The sequence below is a fragment of the Cryobacterium sp. Hh38 genome (assembly GCF_004403235.1).
Classification (GTDB): domain Bacteria; phylum Actinomycetota; class Actinomycetes; order Actinomycetales; family Microbacteriaceae; genus Cryobacterium; species Cryobacterium levicorallinum.
Map to the genome: position 1 here is coordinate 155,395 of NZ_SOHD01000008.1, position 24,716 is coordinate 180,110.

Annotated in this window: 20 protein-coding genes; 16 read left to right on the top strand and 4 right to left on the bottom strand. The window is 63.8% G+C overall.

The window, feature by feature from the left end; all coding sequences use genetic code 11:
* Positions 1–48: 48 nt before the first annotated feature.
* From E3T41_RS04085 to uvrB, 6 genes are all read left to right on the top strand, one after another.
* Positions 49–1,725, top strand: a complete 1,677-nt coding sequence (locus E3T41_RS04085; RefSeq protein ID WP_134477440.1) for a DUF885 domain-containing protein — start codon at positions 49–51, stop codon at positions 1,723–1,725.
* A gap of 206 nt (positions 1,726–1,931) precedes the next feature.
* Entirely contained in the window at positions 1,932–3,386 is a 1,455-nt protein-coding gene (gene rpsA / locus E3T41_RS04090; protein ID WP_092448535.1) for a 30S ribosomal protein S1, read from the top strand.
* A 299-nt stretch (positions 3,387–3,685) separates the two neighbouring features.
* On the top strand, positions 3,686–4,699 hold the full coding sequence (locus tag E3T41_RS04095; protein ID WP_134477442.1) for a PleD family two-component system response regulator: 1,014 nt from the start codon (positions 3,686–3,688) through the stop codon (positions 4,697–4,699).
* Between the two features lie 18 nt (positions 4,700–4,717).
* Positions 4,718–5,164 (top strand): nuclear transport factor 2 family protein, encoded by a 447-nt coding sequence (locus E3T41_RS18900; RefSeq protein WP_092448537.1) that lies wholly within the window; start codon positions 4,718–4,720, stop codon positions 5,162–5,164.
* Complete coding sequence (gene coaE / locus E3T41_RS04105) at positions 5,076–5,741, top strand: dephospho-CoA kinase (protein WP_092448538.1); 666 nt, start codon at positions 5,076–5,078, stop codon at positions 5,739–5,741. Before E3T41_RS18900 ends, coaE begins: the two co-directional genes overlap by 89 nt.
* 29 nt (positions 5,742–5,770) lie before the next feature.
* Positions 5,771–7,834 carry an excinuclease ABC subunit UvrB gene (gene uvrB / locus E3T41_RS04110; RefSeq protein WP_092448539.1) on the top strand — a complete coding sequence of 688 codons (2,064 nt, stop codon included), beginning with the start codon at positions 5,771–5,773 and terminating at the stop codon, positions 7,832–7,834.
* A gap of 122 nt (positions 7,835–7,956) precedes the next feature.
* Here the strand turns inward: uvrB and E3T41_RS04115 are convergent, their stop codons facing one another.
* The 3 genes from E3T41_RS04115 to E3T41_RS04125 form a co-directional block, all read right to left on the bottom strand.
* Complete coding sequence (locus tag E3T41_RS04115; RefSeq protein ID WP_166791492.1) at positions 7,957–10,725, bottom strand: FtsX-like permease family protein; 2,769 nt, start codon at positions 10,723–10,725, stop codon at positions 7,957–7,959.
* Between the two features lie 71 nt (positions 10,726–10,796).
* Complete coding sequence (locus E3T41_RS04120) at positions 10,797–11,525, bottom strand: ABC transporter ATP-binding protein (RefSeq protein WP_134477448.1); 729 nt, start codon at positions 11,523–11,525, stop codon at positions 10,797–10,799.
* Positions 11,522–12,130, bottom strand: coding sequence for a PadR family transcriptional regulator (locus E3T41_RS04125; protein WP_092448542.1), 609 nt, complete (start codon positions 12,128–12,130; stop codon positions 11,522–11,524). Before E3T41_RS04125 ends, E3T41_RS04120 begins: the two co-directional genes overlap by 4 nt.
* Positions 12,131–12,266: 136 nt before the next feature.
* Between E3T41_RS04125 and uvrA the strand changes: the two genes are divergently transcribed.
* The 10 genes from uvrA (at position 12,267) to E3T41_RS04175 (ending at position 23,825) form a co-directional block, all read left to right on the top strand.
* On the top strand, positions 12,267–15,134 hold the full coding sequence (gene uvrA / locus E3T41_RS04130; protein WP_104132814.1) for an excinuclease ABC subunit UvrA: 2,868 nt from the start codon (positions 12,267–12,269) through the stop codon (positions 15,132–15,134).
* Between the two features lie 14 nt (positions 15,135–15,148).
* On the top strand, positions 15,149–17,053 hold the full coding sequence (uvrC, locus tag E3T41_RS04135; RefSeq protein ID WP_134477450.1) for an excinuclease ABC subunit UvrC: 1,905 nt from the start codon (positions 15,149–15,151) through the stop codon (positions 17,051–17,053).
* A gap of 61 nt (positions 17,054–17,114) precedes the next feature.
* The gene (gene rapZ, locus E3T41_RS04140; RefSeq protein WP_092448545.1) at positions 17,115–17,990 is read left to right on the top strand and encodes an RNase adapter RapZ; all 876 of its coding nucleotides are present in this window, start codon (positions 17,115–17,117) and stop codon (positions 17,988–17,990) included.
* Positions 17,991–18,074: 84 nt separating this feature from the next.
* Complete coding sequence (gene whiA, locus E3T41_RS04145; RefSeq protein ID WP_092448546.1) at positions 18,075–19,055, top strand: DNA-binding protein WhiA; 981 nt, start codon at positions 18,075–18,077, stop codon at positions 19,053–19,055.
* A 100-nt stretch (positions 19,056–19,155) separates the two neighbouring features.
* A complete protein-coding gene (locus E3T41_RS04150; protein ID WP_092448547.1) occupies positions 19,156–19,782 on the top strand; it encodes a superoxide dismutase in 627 nt (208 codons plus the stop codon).
* Positions 19,783–19,905: 123 nt separating this feature from the next.
* The gene (gene gap, locus E3T41_RS04155) at positions 19,906–20,913 is read left to right on the top strand and encodes a type I glyceraldehyde-3-phosphate dehydrogenase (RefSeq protein WP_134477452.1); all 1,008 of its coding nucleotides are present in this window, start codon (positions 19,906–19,908) and stop codon (positions 20,911–20,913) included.
* A gap of 9 nt (positions 20,914–20,922) precedes the next feature.
* Positions 20,923–22,137, top strand: coding sequence for a phosphoglycerate kinase (gene pgk / locus E3T41_RS04160; protein WP_092448549.1), 1,215 nt, complete (start codon positions 20,923–20,925; stop codon positions 22,135–22,137).
* Positions 22,128–22,928, top strand: a complete 801-nt coding sequence (tpiA, locus tag E3T41_RS04165; protein ID WP_170851537.1) for a triose-phosphate isomerase — start codon at positions 22,128–22,130, stop codon at positions 22,926–22,928. The genes pgk and tpiA overlap by 10 nt, the downstream gene beginning before the upstream one ends.
* Before the next feature lie 133 nt (positions 22,929–23,061).
* Positions 23,062–23,313 carry a preprotein translocase subunit SecG gene (secG, locus tag E3T41_RS04170; protein WP_092107845.1) on the top strand — a complete coding sequence of 84 codons (252 nt, stop codon included), beginning with the start codon at positions 23,062–23,064 and terminating at the stop codon, positions 23,311–23,313.
* A gap of 143 nt (positions 23,314–23,456) precedes the next feature.
* Positions 23,457–23,825 (top strand): RNA polymerase-binding protein RbpA, encoded by a 369-nt coding sequence (locus tag E3T41_RS04175; RefSeq protein ID WP_092107849.1) that lies wholly within the window; start codon positions 23,457–23,459, stop codon positions 23,823–23,825.
* Positions 23,826–23,929: 104 nt separating this feature from the next.
* On the opposite strand, the gene pgl is transcribed toward E3T41_RS04175, so the two are convergent.
* Positions 23,930–24,715, bottom strand: a complete 786-nt coding sequence (gene pgl / locus E3T41_RS04180) for a 6-phosphogluconolactonase (protein ID WP_134477598.1) — start codon at positions 24,713–24,715, stop codon at positions 23,930–23,932.
* Position 24,716 lies beyond the last annotated feature (1 nt).

The following is a 24,716-nucleotide window of genomic DNA, read 5'->3' on the forward strand; positions in this document are numbered from 1 at the left end:
CCCCAATTGGGGGGTTCGCAACGAACCGCCGTGTTCTAGGCTCAATGCATGACAAACGACATCCAGCGCACTCCCACGGCCATCGACCAGATCGCCGAAGAGTGGGTGGACACCCTCGTCGACCTCGACCCCACCGTGGGTACCTACATCGGCCGTACAGAGGGAGACGGTCGCTACGGCGACTACTCCCCGGTCGGTCATGAACGGTTCCTCGACGCGGCGAAGACGACGATCGCGCAGTTGGATGCCGCCCGACCGGTGGACAGCGTCGACGAAGTCACGCAGACCGACCTGCGCAGCGAACTGTCGCTCACCGTTGAAAGCTCCGACGCGCAGCTGCAGCTCCGCGACCTCAACGTCATCGCCTCGCCCGCGCAGGAGATCCGCGAAATCTTCGACCTCATGCCCACGAAAACCGTCGAGGACTGGGCCAACATCTCCAGCCGTCTCGGCAACCTGCCGGCAGCCATCGACGGCTACATCGAGACCCTGCGCCGCGGCATCGAACGCGGTGTGACACCGGCGCGCCGCCAGGTGCGGGAGGTATTCGCCCAGGCCCAGCGCCACGCTTCCAACGACGGGTTCTTCGCCGAATTCACCGCGAATGCCTCGCTCGACACCGGAACCCTACCCGCCTCCCTGGCCAAGGATCTCGGCCTCGGTGCCCGCCAATCGGCGACCGCGTACGACAAGCTCGCCACCTTCTTCCGCGACGAGCTCGAGGGTAAGGCCACCGAAAACGACGCGATCGGCCGTGACCTGTACGCCCTCGCCTCCCGCCGCTTTCTCGGCGCCACCATCGATCTGGATGAGACCTACGAGTGGGGCATCGAAGAACTCGCCCGCATGGTTGAAGAGCAAGAGAAGGTCGCCGACCAGATCAAGCCCGGTGCCAGCGTGCTCGAAGCCATCGCCTACCTCGACACCGACCCGAGCCGCAAACTGCACGGCACCCAGGCGCTGCAGGAGTGGATGCAGAAAACCAGTGACAAAGCCGTCGCCGACCTGGCTGAGACCCAGTTCGACATTCCCGACGAGATCAAAACCATCGAGTGCATGATCGCCCCCACCCAGGAGGGCGGCATTTACTACACCGGCCCGACCGACGACTTCTCCCGGCCCGGCCGCATGTGGTGGTCCGTTCCGGTCGGCGTCACCGAATTCGACACCTGGCGTGAACTGACGACCGTGTACCACGAGGGCGTGCCCGGCCATCACCTGCAGATCGGGCAGGCCGTTTATAACCGAGCCAAGCTCAACACCTGGCGCCGCCAGCTGGCCGGCACCTCGGGCCACGCCGAGGGCTGGGCCCTCTACGCCGAACGCCTGATGGAACAACTCGGCTACCTCGACGACCCGGCCGACCGTCTCGGCATGCTCGACGGGCAGCGGATGCGCGCAGCTCGCGTGGTGCTCGATATCGGGGTGCACCTGGGCAAACAACTGCCCGACGGCTCCGGCCCCTGGACCGCCGACTACGCCTTCGAATTTCTCGGCCAGAACGTCAACATGAACGAGAGCTTCGTCAAATTCGAGGTCAACCGCTACTTGGGCTGGCCGGGCCAGGCCCCCTCCTACAAGGTCGGCCAGCGCATCTGGGAGCAGCTGCGCGACGCTGCACAGCAGCGCCAGGGCGCCGCCTTCTCGATCAAGGAGTTTCACCGCGCCGCCCTCGACCTCGGCGGCGTCGGGCTGGACACGCTGCGTTCTACGCTGCTGAAGTAGGGCATCCGCTTGTGTCGGCGACCGGCGGGCTGGTCGAGTTGCCCGCGGGGGAGTCGGGTAGCTAGTATGGAGTGTCACATTTGTGACGCCTATCCGCTGCCATGCGCGGAGCGTTCCACGGTCTTTCTGTACCGCGGAGCATCCAAAAACACCTGAATTATTTTTCGCGTCTGGCCCGACTATGTCCATCCTGGAGCAACTACTACATGACAATCGCAACGACCGAACGGGCACCCAAGCAGGTCGCCATCAACGACATTGGATCTGCTGAAGACTTTCTTGCCGCGGTCGAAAAGACTCTGAAATTCTTCAACGACGGAGACCTCATCGAGGGCACCGTAGTGAAGATCGACCGCGACGAGGTTCTCCTCGACGTTGGGTACAAGACTGAGGGTGTCATCCCCTCTCGCGAACTTTCCATCAAGCACGACGTTGACCCCTCTGAGGTTGTCAAGGTCGGCGACCTGGTCGAGGCCCTCGTTCTTCAGAAAGAAGACAAAGAAGGCCGCCTCATCCTCTCCAAGAAGCGCGCTCAGTACGAGCGTGCATGGGGCGACGTTGAGAAGATCAAGGAGTCCGACGGTGTTGTCACCGGTTCGGTCATCGAGGTCGTCAAGGGTGGACTCATCGTCGACATCGGCCTGCGCGGCTTCCTGCCGGCATCGCTCATCGAACTTCGTCGCGTTCGCGACCTGACCCCGTACCTGGGCCAGGAAATCGAAGCGAAGATCCTTGAACTCGACAAGAACCGCAACAACGTTGTGCTGTCGCGTCGCGCCCTGCTCGAGCAGACGCAGAGCGAAAGCCGCACCACGTTCCTCAACAACCTCCAGAAGGGACAGGTCCGCAAGGGCGTCGTCTCCTCGATCGTCAACTTCGGCGCGTTCGTCGACCTCGGCGGCGTCGATGGTCTGGTTCACGTTTCCGAGCTCAGCTGGAAGCACATTGAGCACGCCAGCGAGGTCGTTGAAGTTGGCCAGGAAGTCACCGTCGAGATCCTCGAAGTTGACCTCGAGCGCGAGCGCGTCTCGCTGTCGCTCAAGGCTACGCAGGAAGACCCGTGGCAGGTCTTCGCCCGCACCCACGCCATCGGCCAGGTTGCACCGGGTAAGGTCACCAAGCTCGTTCCGTTCGGCGCGTTCGTTCGCGTCGCAGAAGGCATCGAGGGCCTCGTGCACATCAGCGAGCTCTCCGGCAAGCACGTCGAGCTCGCCGAGCAGGTTGTCTCGGTCGGCGACGAGGTCTTCGTCAAGGTCATCGACATTGACCTCGAGCGTCGCCGCATCTCGTTGAGCCTCAAGCAGGCCAACGATGGCGTCGACCCCGACGGCACCGAGTTCGACCCGGCGCTCTACGGAATGCTCACCGAGTACGACGACAAGGGCCAGTACAAGTACCCCGAGGGCTTCGACTCCGAGACCAACGAGTGGCGCGAAGGCTTTGACGAGCAGCGCGAAAAGTGGGAGCAGGACTACGCTGCAGCCCAGGCTCGCTGGGAAGCCCACAAGAAGCAGGTTTCGACCGCGAACGACGAGATCGCTGCCCCCAGCGACGTCGCACCGGCCGGCTCTGCCTTCTCGAGCGAGTCGGCTGGCGCCGGCACGCTCGCCGACGACGAAGCACTCGCGGCTCTCCGCGAGAAGCTCTCCGGCGGCAACTAGCACCACAGCTTAACCACAGCGCTGTTTCACAGCTACGCAGTGTGACTGCGCACGTCGGGCCGCATCTTTCGGGATGCGGCCCGACGTGTTTAACCGGGGCGACGAAAGCGGATGCCGACGGACCGCGCGCACAGAGGTATCCGCCGTCACTACGCAGCCGTCATTAGATACGTCGTGGTTCGTGGTATACCTAGTAGTGAGGAAATTTCCTCTATTTGGTTGCGTCCCGGTATTCACAAAATTGCCGAGCGGATGCGGCTATCCCCCATGTGCAATCGGCTTCTGGGTGGAATGGCACAGTGCGCAACGGTTTCACAGCCCCATCGGAGAGTTTCATGCATAGTTTTCGTCCCGTTACTGACACCGACAACCGGGTCGAGAACAATTCTGAATGGCGGAGCTCGACTGACGACGCGGGCACACCGTTCGACGGAGCTGTGTCACCGTCAGGCAACGGCGTGCCGCGCCGTGCTGGCCGAACGACCACCGACGGCGATCCGCTTGCCGATACGGCGTTAGCGCCCAACCCCAGCGCCGTGGTCAGAGCATCTTCCGGCTCCGGACCGCAGCAATCTTTGATACCCGGGGACGAGAACGATACTGCACTCGGGGAAGGCTCCCTGCCCGAAGTGATCGCCACGGCTGACCACGACTCCATATTCTTTTTCCCGGGCCTCCGCGACGGCGTTACCGAAGTGGCTGAGTCAGGGGCAACGTCCACTGCTCTGGTGGTCGAGGACGACCACAAGTCGGCGAAGCTCGTCCGTCTTTTCCTCGAAGCCGAAGGTTTCGCGGTGGTTGTAGCATCCACCGGCGAGGAGGCGCTCGTTCTCGCCCGCAAAATTCCGCTCAGCCTCATCACCCTCGACGTGAAATTGCCGGGCATAGACGGGTGGAATTTTTTGCTGCAGCTGCATGATTCGCCAAAATTTGCATCAATTCCGGTCGTGGTCATCGCCGGCGATGCGGACATGAGTGTGGCGCTGAGTCGTGGCGCAGCGGCCGTGCTGGAAAAACCGCTCCAGCGAGCGGAACTGCAGAATTCTCTTGCCCTGCTGGGGTTGCGCCTCAATCGTTCCTATCCCCGCCGCATTCTTGTCGTTGACGAAGACCGGGAAACCATCGAGCAGGCGACTTCGGATGTGGAGGAACCCACCTACTGCGTCAAATCTGCTGAGACCGGCGATGCGGCGATCACCAACGAGGAAGAAGACACCATCGACAGCGATCCAGGACAACCCGTCGTCGCCATGAACAAACCAGACCTCAACCGTGAGGCGTTACTCGCTGAGATCAAGCGCGCCCTCGAATAAGCGGATACGGTGACGCGCATGGGGGAGGAATTAACATGCGAAGTGATTGGGGGATTCCTGGAGGCCTGCAATGACTACGACCTCGACGCCATCATGGGCTATTTCGCAAACGACTGCGTCGTCTCCATGCCGCGGGGAACTCCGCCCCGTGGCGACCAGTACGTGGGCAAGGACGAGGTTCGGGCCAGCCTGGCAAAACGATTCGAGGGAATCCCGAACGTGCACTACGGGAGCGACCAACGCTGGGTCTGCGGTGATGATTTCGGGTATCCGAGTGGACCCAGACCGAAACTTCGACGCGGGCCCCGCGAGGAGTCGGCGCATTCGCTTGGCGCTTGCGCGCGGTGCAAGCCGAGCCAACAGATAGTCTGGCGGGATGTATGTGATTGGGCTGACCGGCGGTATCGCCTCGGGCAAGAGCACAGTGGCGAAACGGTTGGCGGAGCTCGGAGCTGTGGGCATTGACGCCGACCAGTTGGCCCGCGAGGTCGTCGCACCCGGCACTGTCGGCCTCGCCGCGATCCAAGCGGAGTTCGGCGATAGTGTGGTGCTGCCGGATGGCAGTCTCAATCGGCCGGCGCTCGGTGCCATCATCTTCGCTGATCCGGAGCGACGCGAACGATTGAATGCGATCACCCACCCGGCGGTGCGCCAGCTCACCCGCGACCGGATTGCAGCCGCGGACGCCGCCGATCCGCATGCCATCGTGGTTTATGACGTTCCGCTTTTGGCTGAGGCTGTCGCCGGCGGCCTAGTGACCTTCGATCTCGTCGTGGTCGTGCACGCCGATGCCGCAACCCGAATTCGGCGCATGATCGACCTCCGCGGGTTGACCGAGGCGGAAGCTACTCAGCGGATTGGAGCCCAGGCCACTGACGAGGAGCGCCTCGCCATCGCTGACGTTGTGATCAACAACACCGGGTCCATCGCCGCGACACTAGCGCCGGTCGACGCGCTCTGGGAGCGGGTTCTCGCGGCTGAAGCCGGCAAGATCGCTGTGACCGACGGCATCCGCTTGCCGTCTTCTGCTGCGCAAGACTGACTGTCAGACCGCCTTTGTAGAATGAAGGTATGGAACCAACGCGCTCTGTGAACCCGTTTGAAGTGGTCAGTGAGTACACGCCGAGTGGCGATCAGCCGTCCGCGATCGCCGACCTGACGGCCCGCATCAACGCTGGCGAAACAGACATCGTACTGCTCGGTGCCACGGGAACCGGCAAGTCGGCGACGACCGCCTGGCTGATCGAGCAGGTGCAACGTCCGACGCTCGTTCTGGCCCACAATAAGACGCTGGCCGCCCAGCTGGTGAACGAATTCCGCGACCTCATGCCCAACAATGCGGTCGAATACTTCGTCTCCTACTACGACTACTACCAGCCGGAAGCCTACGTACCCCAGACCGACACCTTCATCGAGAAGGACTCCTCAATCAACGAAGAGGTCGAACGGCTGCGGCACTCCACCACGAACTCGCTGCTGAGCCGCCGCGACGTCATCGTGGTGTCGACGGTGTCGTGCATCTACGGTCTGGGCACGCCGGAAGGCTACATGCAGGCCATGATCGCCCTGCAGGTGGGGCAGAAGGTCAGTCGCGACTGGTTGGTGCGCAAATTCGTCGCCATGCAGTACAAGCGCAACGATGTCGACTTCTCTCGCGGCAACTTTCGGGTTCGCGGCGACACCATCGAGATCATCCCCATGTACGAAGAGCTTGCGATTCGCATCGAGATGTTCGGCGACGAGATCGAGGCGCTGCACAGCCTGCATCCGCTCACCGGTGACATCGTCAAGACACTCGACGCGGTCTCGGTCTTTCCCGGCTCGCACTATGTCGCGAGCGACGACGTCATGCGCCGGGCGATCGGCACCATTGAAATCGAACTGGCCGACCGCCTCGAGGTGCTCGAGCGCGAGGGCAAACTGCTCGAAGCCCAGCGGCTGCGCATGCGCACGACCTTCGATCTCGAGATGATGGAGCAGATCGGCTTCTGCTCGGGTATTGAGAACTACTCCCGGCACATCGACGCCCGCGAACCGGGGGAGGCCCCGCACTGCCTGCTCGACTATTTTCCCGATGATTTTCTCATGGTCATCGACGAGTCGCACGTGACCGTGCCGCAGATCGGCGCCATGTATGAGGGCGATTCCTCGCGCAAGCGCACCCTCGTCGACCACGGCTTTCGGCTGCCGAGCGCGCTCGACAACCGACCGCTCAAGTTCAACGAGTTCAAGAACCGAGTCGGCCAGACCGTGTATCTGTCGGCCACGCCGGGTAAATACGAGATGGGCATAGCGGATGGCATCGTCGAGCAGATCATCCGCCCGACCGGTCTGATCGACCCGCAAATCATCGTCAAGCCGAGCAAGGGCCAGATCGACGACCTGCTCGAAGAGATCAAGAAGCGTTCTGAACGCAACGAACGCGTGCTGGTCACGACGCTCACCAAGAAGATGGCCGAGAACCTCACCGACTTTCTCACCGAGGCGGGGGTACGGGTGCGCTACCTGCACTCGGACGTCGACACCCTGCGCCGGGTTGAGCTGCTCACCGAACTGCGCGCCGGAATCTACGACGTACTCGTCGGCATCAACCTGCTGCGTGAGGGCCTCGACCTGCCCGAGGTATCCCTTGTCGCCATCCTCGACGCCGACAAGGAGGGCTTCCTGCGCTCGGCCACGTCGCTCATCCAGACCATCGGGCGCGCCGCCCGCAACGTGTCCGGCGAGGTACACATGTACGCCGACCGGCTCACCGCCTCGATGGAGAAAGCGATCGACGAGACCGACCGCCGCCGCGAGAAGCAGGTCGCCTACAACACGCTGCACGGCATCGATCCGACCCCGCTGCGCAAACGCATCGGCGACATCACCGAGGCCCTGGCCCGCGAAGAGGCCGACACCGCCGAACTTCTGGCCGGTCGCGATGCCCGCCGTAAGTCGTCGACGCCCAACCGCCGGGTCGGCCTGGCAGCGAACGGTGCCAACGACCTCGAGTCGATCATCGCCGACCTCAATTCGCAGATGCTCGAGGCTGCTGGCGAGCTGAAGTTCGAGCTCGCCGCCCGCCTGCGCGATGAGCTCTCCGAGCTCAAGCGCGAGTTGCGCCAGATGGAGAAGGCCGGCCACCTGCAGTAGCCGTGCCCGGGCCGTCATGGGTCCCGTTGCGGATCGCGGCACGTGTTTGAGAAGCCGGCACTAGTTCAAACACGTGCCAACTTCCCAAACGAGTGCCGCCAGAGCGGATGCCCCCGTCCGACTCAGTCGAACGCGGCCCGATTGCTGAACCGGGTGCGGTTGCCGCCGGCCGTGAGGGCACCGCCGACCGCAACGAGCGCCGGCAGCGCCACCACGATGAGGGCCAGCTGGAGCCATGGCGGCGTGAACGGCAGCAGAGACTGCCCAGCGGTATCGCGGGTCAGCGATAGGGCGAGCGAGGGTACGAGTCCGAGCAGTACCCCGATGACGCTGCCGAGGCCGACGATCACCACCGCCTGCCAGAACCCGAACGCCCGGCGCACCCGTGGAGACGCCCCGAGCGAGGTGAGCACCGCGTTGTCCCGGTGCCCGTCAGCGCGGGCGAGCCCGATGGTGATCGACGCCGTGACCAATGCGATGATCGCGGTGAGGGCGAGCAGCGCCCAGGTCCACGATGCGCCGAAGGCCTGTGGCCCTGGCTCGACCTGCACGAACAGACCTGGTTCGACGGCGGTGACGGCCCCCTGCACCTGGTCTTGCTGCGCCTGAGTCGGAGCTGCATTGAGGCTGCTGACGACCATGGTTGGTCGATGGTCCAGCTCCAGGGAATCGGCCGTCTCCGTGAGCATGAAGATCGCATAGGGCAGCGGATGCTCCGGCGACTGTACGCTCCCGGCCAGCGCCACGCTGCGGGCCGGTGCCACGGTCGCGTCGAGGGTGGCCATCCAGTCGAGGTGGATCGTGTCATCGACCACGTACTGCTGGTAGGTGCTCACCGCACCGCCGGCGGTGAGCGTGGCCCGGGACTGGTCTGACACCGGCACGCCGAGAATGGCAGCGAAATCTGCTATGTCGCCCACCCAGATGTGTTCGCTGATGCTCGACATCATCGGATCGAGGTAGTACGGCGTCGGGCAGCGAATGTCGGTGCGATCTTCCTGATGACCGACCTCCGACCGAGTCGCGTCGCTCGGGCACACCGTGCCCGGATCGAGGCGCGGGTACGCGAAAACGGGGGCTGTGCTGCCGGTTGCGGTCTCGCCGTCGGCCGGGGTCTTGACCCATGAGGGCGGGTTCGCGACGCTGCTGAGCAGGCGCGCCCGGGAGTCGGGGAAGGCCCCGTCCAAGGCGTTACGAACCTCTGGTCCGCTCTCCAGCAGCATCGTCCCGTACGGCGGTTCGTCGACGTAGGCGTTCAGGCTTACCCAGGCCGTGTCCTCGGGAACGGAATAGTAGTAGTCCTTGCTCGAGTTCACCTGGAAGGTCGAGATGAGGCTCATCGCGAAGGCGGCGACGAAAACGCAGCTCATGATGGCAGCGAGGGCCGGCACGCTGCGCCCGGGATTCCGAGCCACGTCCCGGGTCGCCAGTCTGGCTCCGGGGCCGAACCGTGAGGCGAGCCCGGCGGCCCAGCGCAGAATCAGCGGAGCGAGAAACACCGCTCCGAGCTGCATGATCACCGGTCCGGCGATGATGAGGCCGATTCCGAAATTGGCCAGCCACGCCTGATAGACGGGGAAGTACGCGGCGAGCTCGACCAGTCCGCCGCTCACAGCGACGATCGCACCGAGGGCCAGCAGGATGATCCCGGCCGCTGGGCGTCGCGGCGTCGGACGCGGCGGACGTAGGGCACCGCGGAGCGCTCCCAGAACGTCGATCCGCCCGGCTGCCCGGGCCGGCACCGCGGCAGCGCACCAGCCGGCGAGAACGGCGAAGGCCGCGATGATCAGCAGCGACAGCAGATCCAGGTGAAACCCCGGATACCGCGCCGCGCTGCCGTTCGCCGAAATCTGCATGAAGATCCACGCTCCGGCCAGGCCGAGCACCGTTCCTACGGCCGCCCCGAGGGCGCCGAGGATGACGCCGCCGAAGGACATAACGCGAAACAGCATCCGTTTGTCGCCGCCGACGCTGGCCAGGGTTGCCAGGGTGCGCTGCTGGGTTCGGGCGCCGACGGTGAACGCGGCGCCGGCGAGCAGGGCCACCTCGAACAGGGCGAAGCCGCCGAGCAGAATGAGGAATGAATCAAAAAAGCTCAAGGAGACGGTGCCGTCCAGGGGATAGCTGCCCACCGGCGGCGGGTCGAGCAACACGGTGCGCGAGAGCACGGTCGCCCCGCGCGGGTTGAGGTCGCCGATCTGGCTCCAAGTCAGCGGGGTGTCGGGCAGATACCACTCGGTCAGCAGGTCGGAATCATCGGGCAGGACCCCGTCGAAGGCGCCGGGGAGACCGTAGAACGAGGTCGCCGCGTCGTCGAGCCAGGCGCTTCGGATCGTGCCGACGATGGTGAACTCGCCGGGCTCGGGGGCGGTGATCACGGCCGTCGACCCGACAGTTGCCCCCAAGCGGTCGAGCGTGGCGGCGGTTACCATGATCTCGCCGTCGTTCGCGGGTGCGGAACCGCTTGTGACATCCCATTTTCCGGCGAAGGACGCATCCCACGGCTGTCCCTGCACCGCCGTGAAGGAGCCGAGTCCGTCCTTCGTTTCGGCGACGACGTTGGCCTGCCGGATGGACAACAAACGGGTTCCGGCTGGGAACAGCGAGGCGGCGGTGACGGGCTCCGGCTCGATTGACTGCGCGGCTTCGCCATTGAATGCCTCGTCGCTCGGCCCCCAATGGCGGTCGTTGAGCGGGTCCTGGGTGAACTTCGGGTCGGGCGACGCGACGATCATCACCCGCGCCTCTGTCGAGCCGAGTTCGAGCACGACCCGTTCGGCGGGAGAGGCAGTGTTGCTCGCGTCCACCGTGGTGATTCCTACCAGTCCGAGCACGGGAATCGCCACGAGCAGCGCGATCAGCGCGCTGCGACCGCGGGATTGCAGGGCCATTCGCCGGGCGATCCGAAACGCGATTCGGGTACTACCCGAGCGCTTCCCGCCAAGCGAACTCGGCTCAACGCTCATGCCGGCAGCCCGCTCAGCAGGCTCGACACAGCGGATGCCCACGACTCGTCCACAATCCGCCCGTCGCGCAGAAAGACGATCCGGTCGGCCCAGGCCGCGTGGCGGGCATCATGGGTGACCAGAATGCCGCCGGCACCGGCATCGACTCGCGAGCGGAGCATCCGCAACACAAGCTCGCCGGTCGTGCTATCGAGGGCGCCGGTGGGTTCATCGGCGAGAATCAACGACCGGCCGCCGACGACGGCGCGGGCGATCGCCACCCGCTGCTGCTGGCCGCCCGACAAATCAGAGGGGAAATGCTGGGCCCGGTCACCGAGCTCGACGATATTGAGCGCATCGAGGGCTGGACGGTGCGCTTTCTTTGACGTCCACCCGTCGAGTTCGAGTGGCAGGCTCACGTTTTCGAGCGCGGTCAGCGAGGGAATCAAGTTGAAATCCTGAAACACGAATCCGAGGCTGCGCCGGCGCAGGGTCGCGAGTTCGCGGGCCGAGAGCTGGCTCAGCCAGTGCCCTTCGACGACGACCTCCCCGGCCGTCGGTGGGGTGAGTCCGCCGGCCACCGTTAGAAGGGTCGATTTTCCCGAACCGGATGCCCCCATCACGGCCACGAGTTCGCCGCGGCGCACCGACAGGTCGACTCCCGCAAGCGCGGTGATCGCGGTCTCGCCGCGGCCGTACTGCATCGAGATTCCGTCGAGCTGCAAGAGAATGTCGGAGCCGGTCATGCGTTGGCCGCCGCAGTCTTGGCCGGGCGACCGCGCTTGGGCACCTCGGTGTTGAGCGGCAGCGGAGCGGCCAGGCCGGCCGCGCGGGCTCTGGCCAGCCGGTGCTCCGAGTGGTCGAGCCAGCGCGCTTCCGCCTCGGCGGCGAAGATGAGCGAGTCGATCACGAGCAGCCAGGCCAGCTGCTCGGATGATTCCGGGTCGGCGGTCGCGTTCTTGGTGCGGGTCAGTTCCTGCAGGGTGCGCATGGTGGCGGTGCGCTGGACCTGAATCACCTGGGCGATGTCGACGCCGGGCAGCGTTACGGCGATCGCGAGCTTGATGGCGAGCTCGTCACGGGTGGCCATTGTGCGCACCACGGGGGAGCCGAGCCAGTCGGCGACCTCCGCCCGTCCGGCATCCGTTATCTCGACGTAATTCTGACCGTCGGCGTCGATATCGGCCTTCTGCACCAGACCGTCGCGCTCCAGCCGGTCGAGGGTGTTGTAGATCTGGCCGACGTTGAGCGGCCAGGTCGACCCGGTGCGCCGGTCGAATTCGGCCCGCAACTGGTAGCCGTAGCACGGCCCCTGGTTCAGGATGGCGAGCAGACTCTGGCGAACAGACATACGACCTCCGGCAATTCAAACGGCTATTAGTCACCGAGTATATACATACTCTGAAACAATATTGGGATGTGCCGGTGTTCGCTCTCGGCGATGCTTGCTGTCAGGCACTGTCAGCGGCGTTGCATAGACTCAATGAGTGTCGATTACCAAGGTAGAAACAGGTCCCAAACTCAGTGTGCGCGGAGCCCGCGTACACAACCTTCACAACGTAGATCTGGAGATTCCGCGCGATGCGCTCGTGGTCTTCACCGGTCTCTCCGGTTCGGGAAAGTCGTCGCTCGCCTTCGACACCATCTTCGCCGAGGGCCAGCGCCGCTACGTGGAGTCACTCTCGGCCTACGCTCGGCAGTTTCTCGGGCAGGTTGACCGCCCCGACGTGGACTTCATCGAGGGTTTGAGCCCCGCGGTCTCGATCGACCAGAAGTCCACCAACCGCAACCCGCGGTCCACGGTCGGCACGATCACCGAGATCTACGACTACATGCGCCTGCTCTGGGCCCGTATCGGCGTGCCGCACTGCGCGATCTGTGGCGAGATTATCCAGTCGCAGACCGTGCAGCAGATCGCCGACCAGCTCATGGAACTGAAGGCGGGTATCCGCTACCAGGTGGTCAGCCCGGTCATTTCGCAGAAGAAGGGCGAGTTTGTCGACCTCTTCCAAGAGCTCGCCGGTGGCGGTTACTCCCGCGCGATCGTCGACGGCACCCAGATTCAGCTGAGCGAACCGCCCACGCTCAAGAAGCAGCAGAAGCACGACATTTCCGTTGTTGTCGACCGTCTGGTCGCCGGCCCCGAACTGCTCAGTCGCCTCACCGACTCGCTCGAAACGGCGCTCAAGCTAACCGATGGCCTCGTGCAGATCAACTTTCTCGACGAGGAAGGCGACAAGGCCTGGCAAAACTACTCCGAGAAGCTCTCCTGCCCGAACAACCACCCGGTGCAGCTGACCGAAATCGAACCGCGCACGTTCTCGTTCAACGCCCCGTTCGGCGCCTGTCCGGAGTGCTCCGGCCTCGGCACCCGCATGTCCGTCGACGAAGACCTGCTGCTCGGCGACCCGGACCTGAGTATCGCCGAGGGTGTTGTACTGCCCTGGACCACCCAGGGCAAGGGCCTGTTCCAGTACTACGAGAAGCTCCTCGACGGTCTCGCCCGCGACCTCGACTTCTCGCTCGACACCCCCTGGGGTGACCTGACCAGCGAGGTGCAGAACGCCGTCATGCGCGGCGATAACTTCGAGGTGCGGGTCAAATGGAAGAACCGCTACGGGCGTGAAATGAGCTACACCTCCGGCTTCGAGGGTGTCGTGCCCTACATCGAACGCCAGTACCTGCAGGCCGAGAGCGACACCCAGCGGCAGCGCTGGTCGGAATACCTGCGCGAGGTCGACTGCCACGTCTGCAAGGGCACGAGGCTCAAGCCTGAGGTGCTCGCCGTGCTCGTGCACGACGCGAGCATTGCGGATGTCTGCGCGCTCAGTTTGAGCGACGCCCGCGAGTTCATGGACCAGCTCACGCTCACCGACCGCGAGGCCGCCATCGCCGCCCAGGTTCTGCGCGAGATTCGCGCGCGCCTCGATTTTCTCATTCGGGTCGGGCTCAACTACCTCAACTTGGCGCGGGCCGCGGCGACCCTGTCCGGCGGTGAGGCACAACGCATCCGCTTGGCCACTCAAATTGGTTCCGGGCTCACCGGGGTGCTCTACGTGCTCGACGAACCCAGCATCGGCCTGCACCAGCGCGACAACCGTCGCCTGATCGAGACGCTGGTCACCCTGCGCGACCTCGGCAACACGCTCATCGTGGTCGAACATGACGAAGACACCATCAAAACCGCTGACTGGATCGTCGACATCGGCCCCGGCGCCGGGGTCAACGGCGGACACGTCGTGCACTCCGGCTCCTACGAGGGGCTGCTCGCCAACACGAAGTCGCTCACCGGCGACTACCTGGCCGGGCGCAAGTCCATCGCCACCCCGACGACCCGCCGCCCGATCGACCCGGAGCGACTCATCGGCGTCACCGGTGCCGAGGCCAACAACCTGCAAAAGGTCTCGGTGACGTTCCCGCTCGGCACCTTCACCGCCGTAACCGGGGTCAGCGGATCTGGCAAGTCATCGCTGGTCAACGACATCCTTTACCGTGTGCTCGCCAATCGGCTGAACGGCGCCCGCAAGCTGCCCGGCAAGCACACCAGGGTCACCGGTCTCGAGCAGCTCGACAAGGTCATCCACGTTGACCAGGCACCCATCGGCCGAACCCCGCGCTCCAACCCGGCCACCTACACCGGCGTGTTCGATAAGATCCGCACCCTGTTCTCCGAGACCATCGAATCGAAGACCCGCGGATACCTGCCCGGTCGCTTCAGCTTCAACGTCAAGGGCGGCCGCTGTGAAGCCTGCTCGGGTGACGGCACCATCAAGATCGAGATGAACTTTCTGCCCGACGTGTACGTGGCCTGCGAGGTGTGCGGGGGAGACCGGTACAACCGCGACACCCTCACCGTGCACTACAAGGGCAAGAACATCGCCGAGGTGCTCGACATGCCGATCAGCGAGGCGGCCGATTTCTTCGAGCCGATCTCGTCGATCCACCGTTTTCTCAAAACGCTGGTCGAGGTCGGACTGGGCTATGTGCGCCTCGGCCAGAGCGCCACGACCCTCTCCGGCGGCGAGGCCCAGCGGGTGAAACTCGCCACCGAGCTGCAGCGCCGGTCCAACGGTCGCAGTGTATACGTGCTCGACGAGCCGACCACGGGCCTGCACTTCGAAGACGTGCGCAAACTGCTGCTCGTGCTCAACAGCCTTGTCGACAAGGGCAACACCGTCATCGTGATCGAGCACAACCTCGACGTCATCAAGTCCGCCGACTGGGTGATCGACCTCGGCCCAGAGGGTGGTTCCGGCGGTGGCAAGGTACTCGCGACCGGCACCCCTGAGCACCTCGCCACGGTCAAGAAGAGCTTCACCGGTTCCTTCCTGAAGGAGGTCCTGGCTGCCGGCTAGGCGGCCGCGAGGCCATGTCTGATGCCCTGAGCTATCGCCCGAAAACGGGCGAGATTCCCACGACCCCCGGGGTCTACCGGTTTCGCGATGCGACCGGGCGCATCCTCTATGTCGGCAAGGCCAAGAACCTGCGGGCCCGGCTGAGCAACTACTTCGCGCCGCTGTACAGCCTGCACGAACGTACCCGCCGCATGGTCACCACCGCGACCGGGGTCGAGTGGACGGTCGTCGGCACCGAGGTTGAAGCCCTGCAGCTTGAATGGATGTGGATCAACGAGTTCGATCCGCCGTTCAACGTGCAGTTCAAGGACGACAAGTCCTACCCCTACCTCGCCGTCACCCTGGGCGATGAGGCGCCGCGCGCGCTCGTCACCCGCACCGAGAATATCAAGGGCGCCCGCTACTTCGGGCCGTACCCCAAGGTGTGGGCCGTGCACGAAACCATCGAGCTCATGCTCAAGGCCTTCCCCATCCGCACCTGCAACAACGCCAACTACAAACGGGCCATGCAGAGCGGCAAGCCGTGTTTCGCCGGCCAGATCGGGCGCTGCTTCGGCCCCTGCTCCGGCCTGGTCTCGATGGAGGATCACCGCAAGATCGTCAATGAGTTCGTTAGCTTCATGAGGAGTCACGACAAGAAACTCATCAACGAGCTCACCCAGGAGATGAAAGACGCAGCAGCGGCGCAGCAGTACGAAATCGCCGGCAAACGGCGCGACCAGGTGCGGGCGCTCAACGCCGTACTCGAGAAGAGCGCCGTCGTGCTGCGGGACAACGTCGACATCGACCTGTTCGCCATCGAGCAGGACGAGCTGGCCGCCGCCGTGCAGCTGTTCATCGTGCGGGGCGGTCGCATCCGCGGTGTGCGCGGTTGGATGGTCGACAAGGAGCTCGACGTGACCAGGAGCGAGCTCATCGACTCCATGATGCAGACGGCCTACAACAACGAGTCGAAGCCGCCGCGCGAAATCGTACTGCCCGAACTGCCCGACGACGCGGAAGCCCTCGAGACCTGGCTGGCCGATCTGGCCGGGCGCAAGGTACGGCTGGTGGCTGCGCAGCGCGGCGAGAAGGCCGCCCTCCTCGTCACGGCCACCAACAACGCCAAACAGGCCCTCATGCTCTACAAAACCCGGCGTAGCTCCGATTTCGTCGCACGGTCGAAGGCGCTCGAAGACATTCAGGAAGCCCTGGAGATGCCGGCCGCGCCCCTGCGGATGGAATGCTACGACGTGTCCCACCTCAGCGGCACCAACATCGTCGCATCGATGGTTGTCTTCGAAGACGGGTTACCCCGCAAAGACGAATACCGCCGCTTCAACATTCCAGTGTCCACCGACGACACCGACTCGATTTACCAGATTCTCACGCGCCGGCTGGCCTACCTGAAACCCGAATCCGGGGCAGCGGATGCCGCAGATCCCGCTCTGATCGCAGTCGCCGGTCAGAGCGACATCGCCCAGGTCGAGCAGAAGCGAGCCAAATTCAAGTACCGGCCCAACCTGCTCATCGTCGACGGCGGCCAGCCGCAGGTCGCCGCAGCCAAACGGGCACTCGCTGAATCGGGCGTGACCGGAATTCAACTGTGTGGCATCGCCAAGCGGCTCGAAGAAATCTGGCTGCCCGACTCCGACTACCCGGTGATTCTGCCGCGCAACAGCGACGCGCTGTTCCTGATTCAGCGCATCCGCGACGAAGCTCACCGGTTTGCCATCACTCATCAGCGCATCCGACGTAAGAAGGACGTAGCCTCGATCTTGGGGGAGATCGCCGGGCTTGGCCCCGCCCGGGTCAAGGTGCTGCTGCAGCATTTCGGTTCGGTGGCCCGGCTCAAGGTCGCATCCGTGCAGGAAATAGCAGATGTTCGCGGCATCGGCCCGGTGCTGGCCGAGGCGATCCATGCCCATTTGCGCGCGTGAACCGCTCACCGCTGGGTAGGCTAGATAGTCCCACAACTTTTCATTAAGGCGCTTTGAACGTATGACTACGGATCCCGACAAGCAGGAAGTGCTGATCGTCACGGGAATGTCCGGGGCGGGTCGTTCGACCGTCGGCAATGCGCTGGAGGATCTCGACTGGTACGTCGTCGATAATCTGCCCCCGCAAATGCTGCGGCCCCTGGTCGATCTGGTCGAACGTGCCGGTACCAACCTGCCCAAGATCGCCGCCGTGGTCGACATTCGCGGCCGCGATCTGTTCGGTGACTTTCTCGAAACCGTGCAGCAATTGCGAAGTAACACGCAGGTTCAGGTGATCTTCCTCGAAGCGCGGGATGACGCGCTCGTGCGCCGCTTCGAATCGGTACGTCGGCCGCACCCTCTGCAGGGTGATGGCACCCTGCTCGATGGCATCGCGGCGGAGCGGTCTCGCTTGCTGACCGTGCGGGAGTCGAGCGACCTGGTCATCGACACCTCAGACCTCAATGTGCACCAGCTGGCGACGGCCATCACTGAGCGATTCGCCGCAGCCGGATCGGCCGGCGTGCAGCTCACCATTATGAGCTTTGGCTTCAAGTACGGCCTGCCGACGGATGTCGATCTGGTGGCCGATGCCCGCTTCCTGCCGAACCCGTTTTGGATCCCAGAGCTGCGGGCGCACACCGGTGTCGATCCGGAAGTGAGAGACTTTGTACTTGCCCAAAATGGTGCCCTCGAATTTATCGACCACTATGCGGCCGCCCTGGCACCGGTTTTGGCCGGGTACCAGCGGGAAAACAAACGCCATGCCACGATCGGTATCGGCTGCACCGGGGGCAAACATCGCTCCGTCGCCATGGCCCGGGAACTGGCGTCTCGACTCGAAAAACTTCCCGGAGTCGTGGTTAATATCAAGCACCGCGACCTCGGACGCGAATAAGCGAGACCGGGCGCAGCATCCGCTGCTCCACCGCACTCTCATCCCTCAGACCTAACGCAACTGATCAACAGAATGGAAAAGCGATTGGCACTCACCGCCGACGTTAAAGACGAACTTTCGCGCGTGGAGGTCTCCAAGACCACCGTGCGCGCGGCCGAACTGGCCACTATTCTTCGGTTCTCCGGAGGTTTGCACATGATCAGCAGCCGCATCGCGATCGAATCGGAACTGGACACCGCCATCCTGGCTCGCCGGGTGCGGAAGGACCTGGCCGAGCTCTACGGAGTGCGCAGCGCCCTGCAGGTCATTGCCGCCGCCGGCCTGCGCCAGTCCAGCCACTACCTCGTGCAGGTCATCGAGGGTGGGGAGACACTGGCACGACAGACTGGCCTGTTGGATGCCCGTCGGCGCCCGATTCGAGGTCTGCCCAACCGTCTCACCACCGGCTCGAAGGAAGAAATCGCCGCCGTCTGGCGCGGAGCCTTCCTCGCCCACGGCACTCTGACGGATCCGGGCCGTTCGGCGGCCCTCGAGGTCATCTGCCCCGGCAACGAAGCCGCCATGGCATTGGTCGGCGCTGCCGGACGCCTCGGCGTCGCGGCCAAGGCGCGCGAAGTTCGCGGGGTACACCGGGTCGTCATCCGTGACGGCGATGCCATTGGGGCGATGCTCGTGCACATGGGCGCCACCAACACCGTGCTCAACTGGGAGACGCTGCGGCAGCGTCGCGAAGTGCGTGCCACCGCCAACCGGCTGGTCAACTTTGATGACGCGAACCTGCGCCGTTCGGCCGAAGCCGCGGTCGCCGCCTGTGCCCGCGTTCAGCGCGCCATGGACATCCTGGGCGAAGATATCCCCAAACACCTGCGCTATGCCGGCGATCTCCGCCTCAATTTTCGTGACTCCAGCCTTGATGAACTGGGCCACCACGCCGATCCGCCGATGACCAAGGACGCCGTCGCCGGCCGGATCCGCCGGCTGCTCGCCATGGCAGACAAGAAAGCGGTCGAGCTTGGCATCGAGGGAACCGACGTTCCCTACCCGGTTCACCCGGAAGACGCCTGACGTGATCAATTCTGTGCCTGGGAACCGCGCAGGTACACTTGAATGTGCTTACAAGGTCGCCGCATCCGATGTGGCGCCACCACTGAAAAGGAGATAAGTAATGGCTGAATATATCCTGCCCACCCTTGACTATGACTACTCGGCTCTCGAGCCCAGCATCAGCGGTGCCATCATGGAACTCCACCATGGCAAGCACCACCAGGCGTATGTTACCGGCGCGAACACCGCGCTGGCCCAGCTCGCCGAGGCCCGCGACAGCGGCAGCCTCGCCAACGTGAACAAGCTGCAGAAGGACCTCGCCTTCAACCTCGGCGGCCACGTCAACCACTCCATCTTCTGGACCAATCTCTCCCCGAACGGTGGAGACAAGCCTGTCGGCGAACTCGCCGCCGCGATCGATGACAACTTCGGTTCCTTCGATAAGTTCCAGGCGCACTTCACCGCCGCTGCCCTGGGCGTGCAGGGTTCCGGCTGGGCAGTTCTAGCTTGGGACTCCATTGGCCAGCGCCTGATCATCCAGCAGTTCTTCGACCAGCAGTCCAACTTCGCTGCTGGTACCGTTCCGGTTCTCATGCTCGATGTCTGGGAGCACGCCTACTACCTCGACTACCGCAACGTGCGCGCTGACTACGTCAAGGCGTTCTGGAACATCGCCAACTGGGCGAACGTTCAGGAGCGTTTCACCGTCGCACGCGAGAAGACCAACGGCCTGCTGCTACTCTCATAGCCTGCCGGTGCCCCACCCCAGCATTTCGGTGCGCGGGCGGGGCACCGCTGTTTTCCTCCCGTACCCAGTAGTGCATCACTTTTCATCGCGCCAGTCGGCGCCCTTTTCTAACAGGAGTTATTTGTGTCCGTAAAGATCGGCATCAACGGATTCGGCCGTATTGGCCGTAACTACTTCCGCGCAGCCCTCGCGAAGGGCAGCGACATCGAAATCGTCGCCGTCAACGACCTCAGCGACCCCGCGTCGCTCGCCCACCTGCTCAAGTACGACTCCGTCGCCGGTCGTTTGAACGCCTCGGTCGAGGTCGACGGTGACGATATCATTGTCAACGGCAAGCCCATCAAGGTGCTCGCCGAGCGCGACCCGGCCAACCTCCCCTGGGCAGCCCTGGGCGTCGAGATCGTCATCGAGTCCACCGGTCGCTTCACCAAGGCCGTCGACGCGCAGAAGCACATCGAGGCCGGCGCAAAGAAGGTCATCGTCTCTGCCCCGGCAACCGGTGCTGACGTTGCCACGCTTGTGCTCGGTGTGAACGAAGACACCTACGACGCGGCGATTCACAACATTATCTCGAACGCATCCTGCACCACGAACTGCCTCGCGCCGCTCGTCAAGGTGTTCCTGGACAACTTCGGCATCGAGCGTGGCCTCATGACCACGATCCACGCCTACACCGCAGACCAGAACCTGCAGGACGGCCCGCACAGCGACCTTCGGCGTGCCCGTGCCGCCGCGCTGAACATCATCCCGACCTCTACCGGTGCAGCTAAGGCACTCGGCCTGGTCATCCCGGAGAGCGTCGGCAAGCTCGACGGTTACGCGCTGCGCGTTCCGGTTCCGACCGGCTCGATCACCGACCTCACCCTGACGGCCTCGCGCCCGGTCACGGTCGAAGAAGTGAACGCCGCCTACAAGGCTGCAGCCGAGGGCCCCCTCAAGGGCATCCTCAGCTACACCGAGGACCCTATCGTCTCCAGCGACATCGTCGGCGACCCGCACTCCTCGATCTTCGACGCCGGCCTCACCAAGGTGATCGGCGACCAGGTCAAGGTTGCTTCTTGGTACGACAACGAGTGGGGTTACTCCAACCGCCTCGTTGACCTCACCGAGTTCGTCGCCGAGCGACTCTAACGGCCCCCGGTGACGTTACGCACGATTGACTCGCTTGGTTCCCTCGCCGGCAAGCGGGTTATTGTCCGCTTCGACCTGAATGTTCCGTTGAAAAACGGGCAGATCACCGATGATGGACGAGTGCGGGCGTCACTGCCCACCCTCAACGCCCTCGTCGCTCAGGGCGCCCGCGTAGTGATTGTTTCTCACCTCGGGCGTCCCGACGGGGCTGTTGATCCCCAGTACAGCCTGAAGCCGGTCGCTGCTCGCCTGAGCGAACTGGTGGCCCTTCCGGTGGCCTTCGCCACCGACACCGTCGGCGCCTCGGCCACCGAGGCCGTGGCAGCGCTGCAGAACGGTGAAATCGTCGTCCTGGAAAACCTGCGCTTCAACGCCGGAGAAACCAGCAAAACGGATGCCGATCGCCTCGCGTTCGCCCAGCAGCTCGCGCTGTTCGGCGACGCGCTCGTTTCGGATGGCTTCGGCGTTGTCCACCGCAAGCAGGCCAGCGTGTACGATCTCGCCTCGCTCCTTCCGAGCGCTGCCGGACTGCTCATCGCTGCCGAACTCGACGTGCTTGATCGCCTCACCGAAAAGCCAGAGGCGCCGTACACGGTCATCCTCGGCGGGTCCAAGGTGAGCGACAAGCTCGGCGTCATCGGTCACCTGTTGCCGCGCGTGAATTCGCTGCTGATTGGCGGCGGAATGCTGTTCACGTTCCTGGCCGCGCAGGGGCACCAGGTCGGCGCGAGCCTGCTCGAAAGCGATCAGATCGACACGGTTCGCGGTTACCTGGCCGAGGCGGATCGCCTTGGCGTCAAAATCGTGCTTCCGACCGATGTCGTTGTCGCCTCGAAATTCGGTGCAGATGCCGAACACGTCATCACACCGGCCGACGGTATCGAGAACACCCCGTTCGGCGCAGCCGGACTCGGCCTCGACATCGGACCAGACACCGCTCTGGCGTTTGCCGAAATAATTCGGGCATCGAACACGGTGTTCTGGAATGGCCCGATGGGCGTTTTTGAACTCGCACCGTTCGCGGAGGGCACCCGTACCGTGGCCGCCGCACTCACCGAGGTTACCGGCCTCAGCGTGGTCGGCGGTGGCGATTCCGCCGCGGCCGTGCGTATTCTCGGTTTCAACGACGACCAATTTGGTCATATTTCTACCGGCGGCGGTGCCAGCCTCGAGTTCCTCGAAGGTAAGCGCCTGCCAGGACTGGAGGTCCTCGGATGGCAGTGAACATTAACCCTCGGCGTACACCGCTGATCGCGGGCAACTGGAAGATGAACCTGGACCACCTCCAGGCCATCGCCTTTGTGCAGAAGCTCGCCTGGAATCTCAAGGACGCCAATCATGATTTCGCCGCCGTGGAGGTGGCAGTCTTTCCGCCGTTCACCGACCTGCGCAGCGTGCAGACCCTGGTTTCGGCCGACAAGCTGCCGCTCGCCTTTGGTGCGCAGGATGTCTCGGCGCAGGAATCCGGAGCCTACACCGGCGAGATCTCCGGGGCGTTCCTGGCTCAGCTGGAGTGCCAGTACGTCATCATCGGGCACTCCGAACGCCGTACCCTGCACAATGAGTCCGATGAGCAGGTCGCCGCGAAGGTGACCGCAGCCTTGAAGCACAATCTCGTGCCGCTGATCTGCGTGGGCGAAAGTGCTGAAGACCTCGCCGTTCACGGTCCAAGCGCCGTTCCCGTCGCTCAGCTGCGTGCCGCCCTCGCCGGCGTCACCAACGCCGCCGATATCGTCGTCGCGTACGAACCGGTTTGGGCCATTGGGTCCGGACAGGCGGCAACGCCTGAACAGGCCGAACAGGTCGCCGCAGCCCTACGCGGCGTTCTCACCGAACTGCTTGGGCAGGACGTCGCCGACAAGACGCGCATCCTCTATGGCGGTTCGGTCAAAAGCGGCAACATCGCCGCGTTCATGCGCGAACCCAATGTTGACGGTGCCCTGGTCGGCGGTGCGAGCCTGGATATTCCAGAGTTCTCCAGCATCATCCGCTATCAAAAGCACGTCGGTCTCTAAACCGACGCGCACCCTCCCAGTCGTGAGCGAGGGGGTTGCCCGTGTGGCAACCGCCTCGCTTGTGGGCTGAAGGGTATAATTACGATGGTCTGGGCGCCAGAGTTGCGTCCACCGTGTTTGTGAAAGGTTTCGTGTGGAGATTCTCCAGGTCGTCATGCAGGTGCTCGTCGGTATTACGAGCCTCCTGCTCACCATGCTCATTTTGTTGCACAAGGGGCGGGGTGGTGGGCTCTCCGACATGTTCGGCGGCGGTGTGACTTCCAACCTGGGAGCGTCGGGGGTGGCCGAGCGAAACCTCAACCGGATCACGATCATTCTGGGCCTGCTCTGGATCTCCTGCATCGTCGTTCTCGGATTGATCACGAAGTTTGACACAGGAGCTTAACTTTTCGACCAGTGCGGAGTTACCCTGAGGTTTCCGGTGCACTTTGTCGTGCACAGGCTTTCAAGGCACATTGTCTACAGCAGTAGCACCAATCACAGCTCGAACCTGCAGCGCACGACTGCACGAGTCAACGGAGGAACAAGATGGCATCAGGCGGAAGCGCAATTCGTGGCTCTCGTGTAGGCGCGGGGCCCATGGGCGAGCAGGACCGCGGTTTTCACGCGGACCGCATCAAGGTCTCATACTGGGATGCTTTGGGCAATGAGACGGTACGGTACTTTGCTGCGAGCCTGCCCGATGAAGAGATCCCGGTGACCATTGATTGCCCGTCGTCGGGGCTTCCCGCTGGCCGGGACAAGGAGAATCCTCCGTCGGTCGTGAAACTCGAGCCCTACAAGACCCACTTGGCCTATGTCAAGGAGCGTCGTACCGAAGAAGAGGCCGAGTCGCTCCTTGAAGAAGCACTCAACCAGTTGCGCGTTCGTCGGGGCAAGCTGTCGCCTACGAACTGATCTGCACCACCCAAAGGGCCGGCTCTCGAGAAATCGAGAGCCGGCCCTTTGTTGTTTTTCACGCCTGATTAGGGAATCCAATTCAGCGGATGCCCTCGGAAAGCCTAGTTGGCAGCCGCGATCAGGCTTTCCGGCACTTGGGCTGCTGCGTCGTTGTCCACGAAGAACACGGTGTGGTAGCGGCCCTTGATCCCGGCAGCGGGTACCTCGTCGCGGCTGGCTCCAGCGAGAGCCAGTCCGAGCGCCGATGCCTTGTCAGATCCGGCCAGCACCAGCCAGACGCGATCCGACGAGTTGATCACGGGCCGAGTCAGGGACAGCCGGTCGGCCGGGGGTTTGGGGGAGTCACGCACAGCGATGACGCTGGCTTCACGCTCGCGGATACCCGATCGGTGAGGGAAGAGCGACGCGATATGGCCATCGGGTCCGACTCCGAGAAACGTGACGTCAAAACGAGGGTACTGGGATCCCTCGGGGGCTCGAGCCAACAACTCCGCCGCATAGTGGGCGGACGCAGCGTCGAGGGCATCCGTCCCCGCTTCGACGTCGTCGTCGGACGCTCCGAAAGCGTGAATATTTTCCGCAGGGACCGAGATGTGGTCCAAAAGTGCTTCGCGCGCCTGCAACTCGTTACGTTCCGGATCGGCGCGGGGAAGCCAACGATCATCGCCCCACCAAAAATTCACCCGGGACCAGTCGATGGTGTCCCGGGCGGCCGACTCGTTGATGGCGGCCAGAACGGCGATGCCCACGGAACCGCCGGTGAGCACGACGTTGGCCTCGTCCTGTTCGTGTAGGACGTCAACCATGTTGGTCAGAAAGCGTGCAGCGACCGACCCGGCCAGCGCTTGCTTGTTCTGGTGCAGCAGCACGCGTCGTTCATTGGTCACG

Coding starts and splice junctions, on each gene's coding strand:
- E3T41_RS04085 (WP_134477440.1), top strand. CDS start 49: ATGACAAACGACATCCAGCGCACTCCCACGGCCATCGACCAGATCGCC.
- rpsA (WP_092448535.1), top strand. CDS start 1,932: ATGACAATCGCAACGACCGAACGGGCACCCAAGCAGGTCGCCATCAAC.
- E3T41_RS18900 (WP_092448537.1), top strand. CDS start 4,718: ATGGGGGAGGAATTAACATGCGAAGTGATTGGGGGATTCCTGGAGGCC.
- coaE (WP_092448538.1), top strand. CDS start 5,076: ATGTATGTGATTGGGCTGACCGGCGGTATCGCCTCGGGCAAGAGCACA.
- uvrB (WP_092448539.1), top strand. CDS start 5,771: ATGGAACCAACGCGCTCTGTGAACCCGTTTGAAGTGGTCAGTGAGTAC.
- E3T41_RS04115 (WP_166791492.1), bottom strand. CDS start 10,725: ATGGCCCTGCAATCCCGCGGTCGCAGCGCGCTGATCGCGCTGCTCGTG.
- E3T41_RS04120 (WP_134477448.1), bottom strand. CDS start 11,525: ATGACCGGCTCCGACATTCTCTTGCAGCTCGACGGAATCTCGATGCAG.
- E3T41_RS04125 (WP_092448542.1), bottom strand. CDS start 12,130: ATGTCTGTTCGCCAGAGTCTGCTCGCCATCCTGAACCAGGGGCCGTGC.
- uvrC (WP_134477450.1), top strand. CDS start 15,149: ATGTCTGATGCCCTGAGCTATCGCCCGAAAACGGGCGAGATTCCCACG.
- rapZ (WP_092448545.1), top strand. CDS start 17,115: ATGACTACGGATCCCGACAAGCAGGAAGTGCTGATCGTCACGGGAATG.
- E3T41_RS04150 (WP_092448547.1), top strand. CDS start 19,156: ATGGCTGAATATATCCTGCCCACCCTTGACTATGACTACTCGGCTCTC.
- tpiA (WP_170851537.1), top strand. CDS start 22,128: ATGGCAGTGAACATTAACCCTCGGCGTACACCGCTGATCGCGGGCAAC.
- E3T41_RS04175 (WP_092107849.1), top strand. CDS start 23,457: ATGGCATCAGGCGGAAGCGCAATTCGTGGCTCTCGTGTAGGCGCGGGG.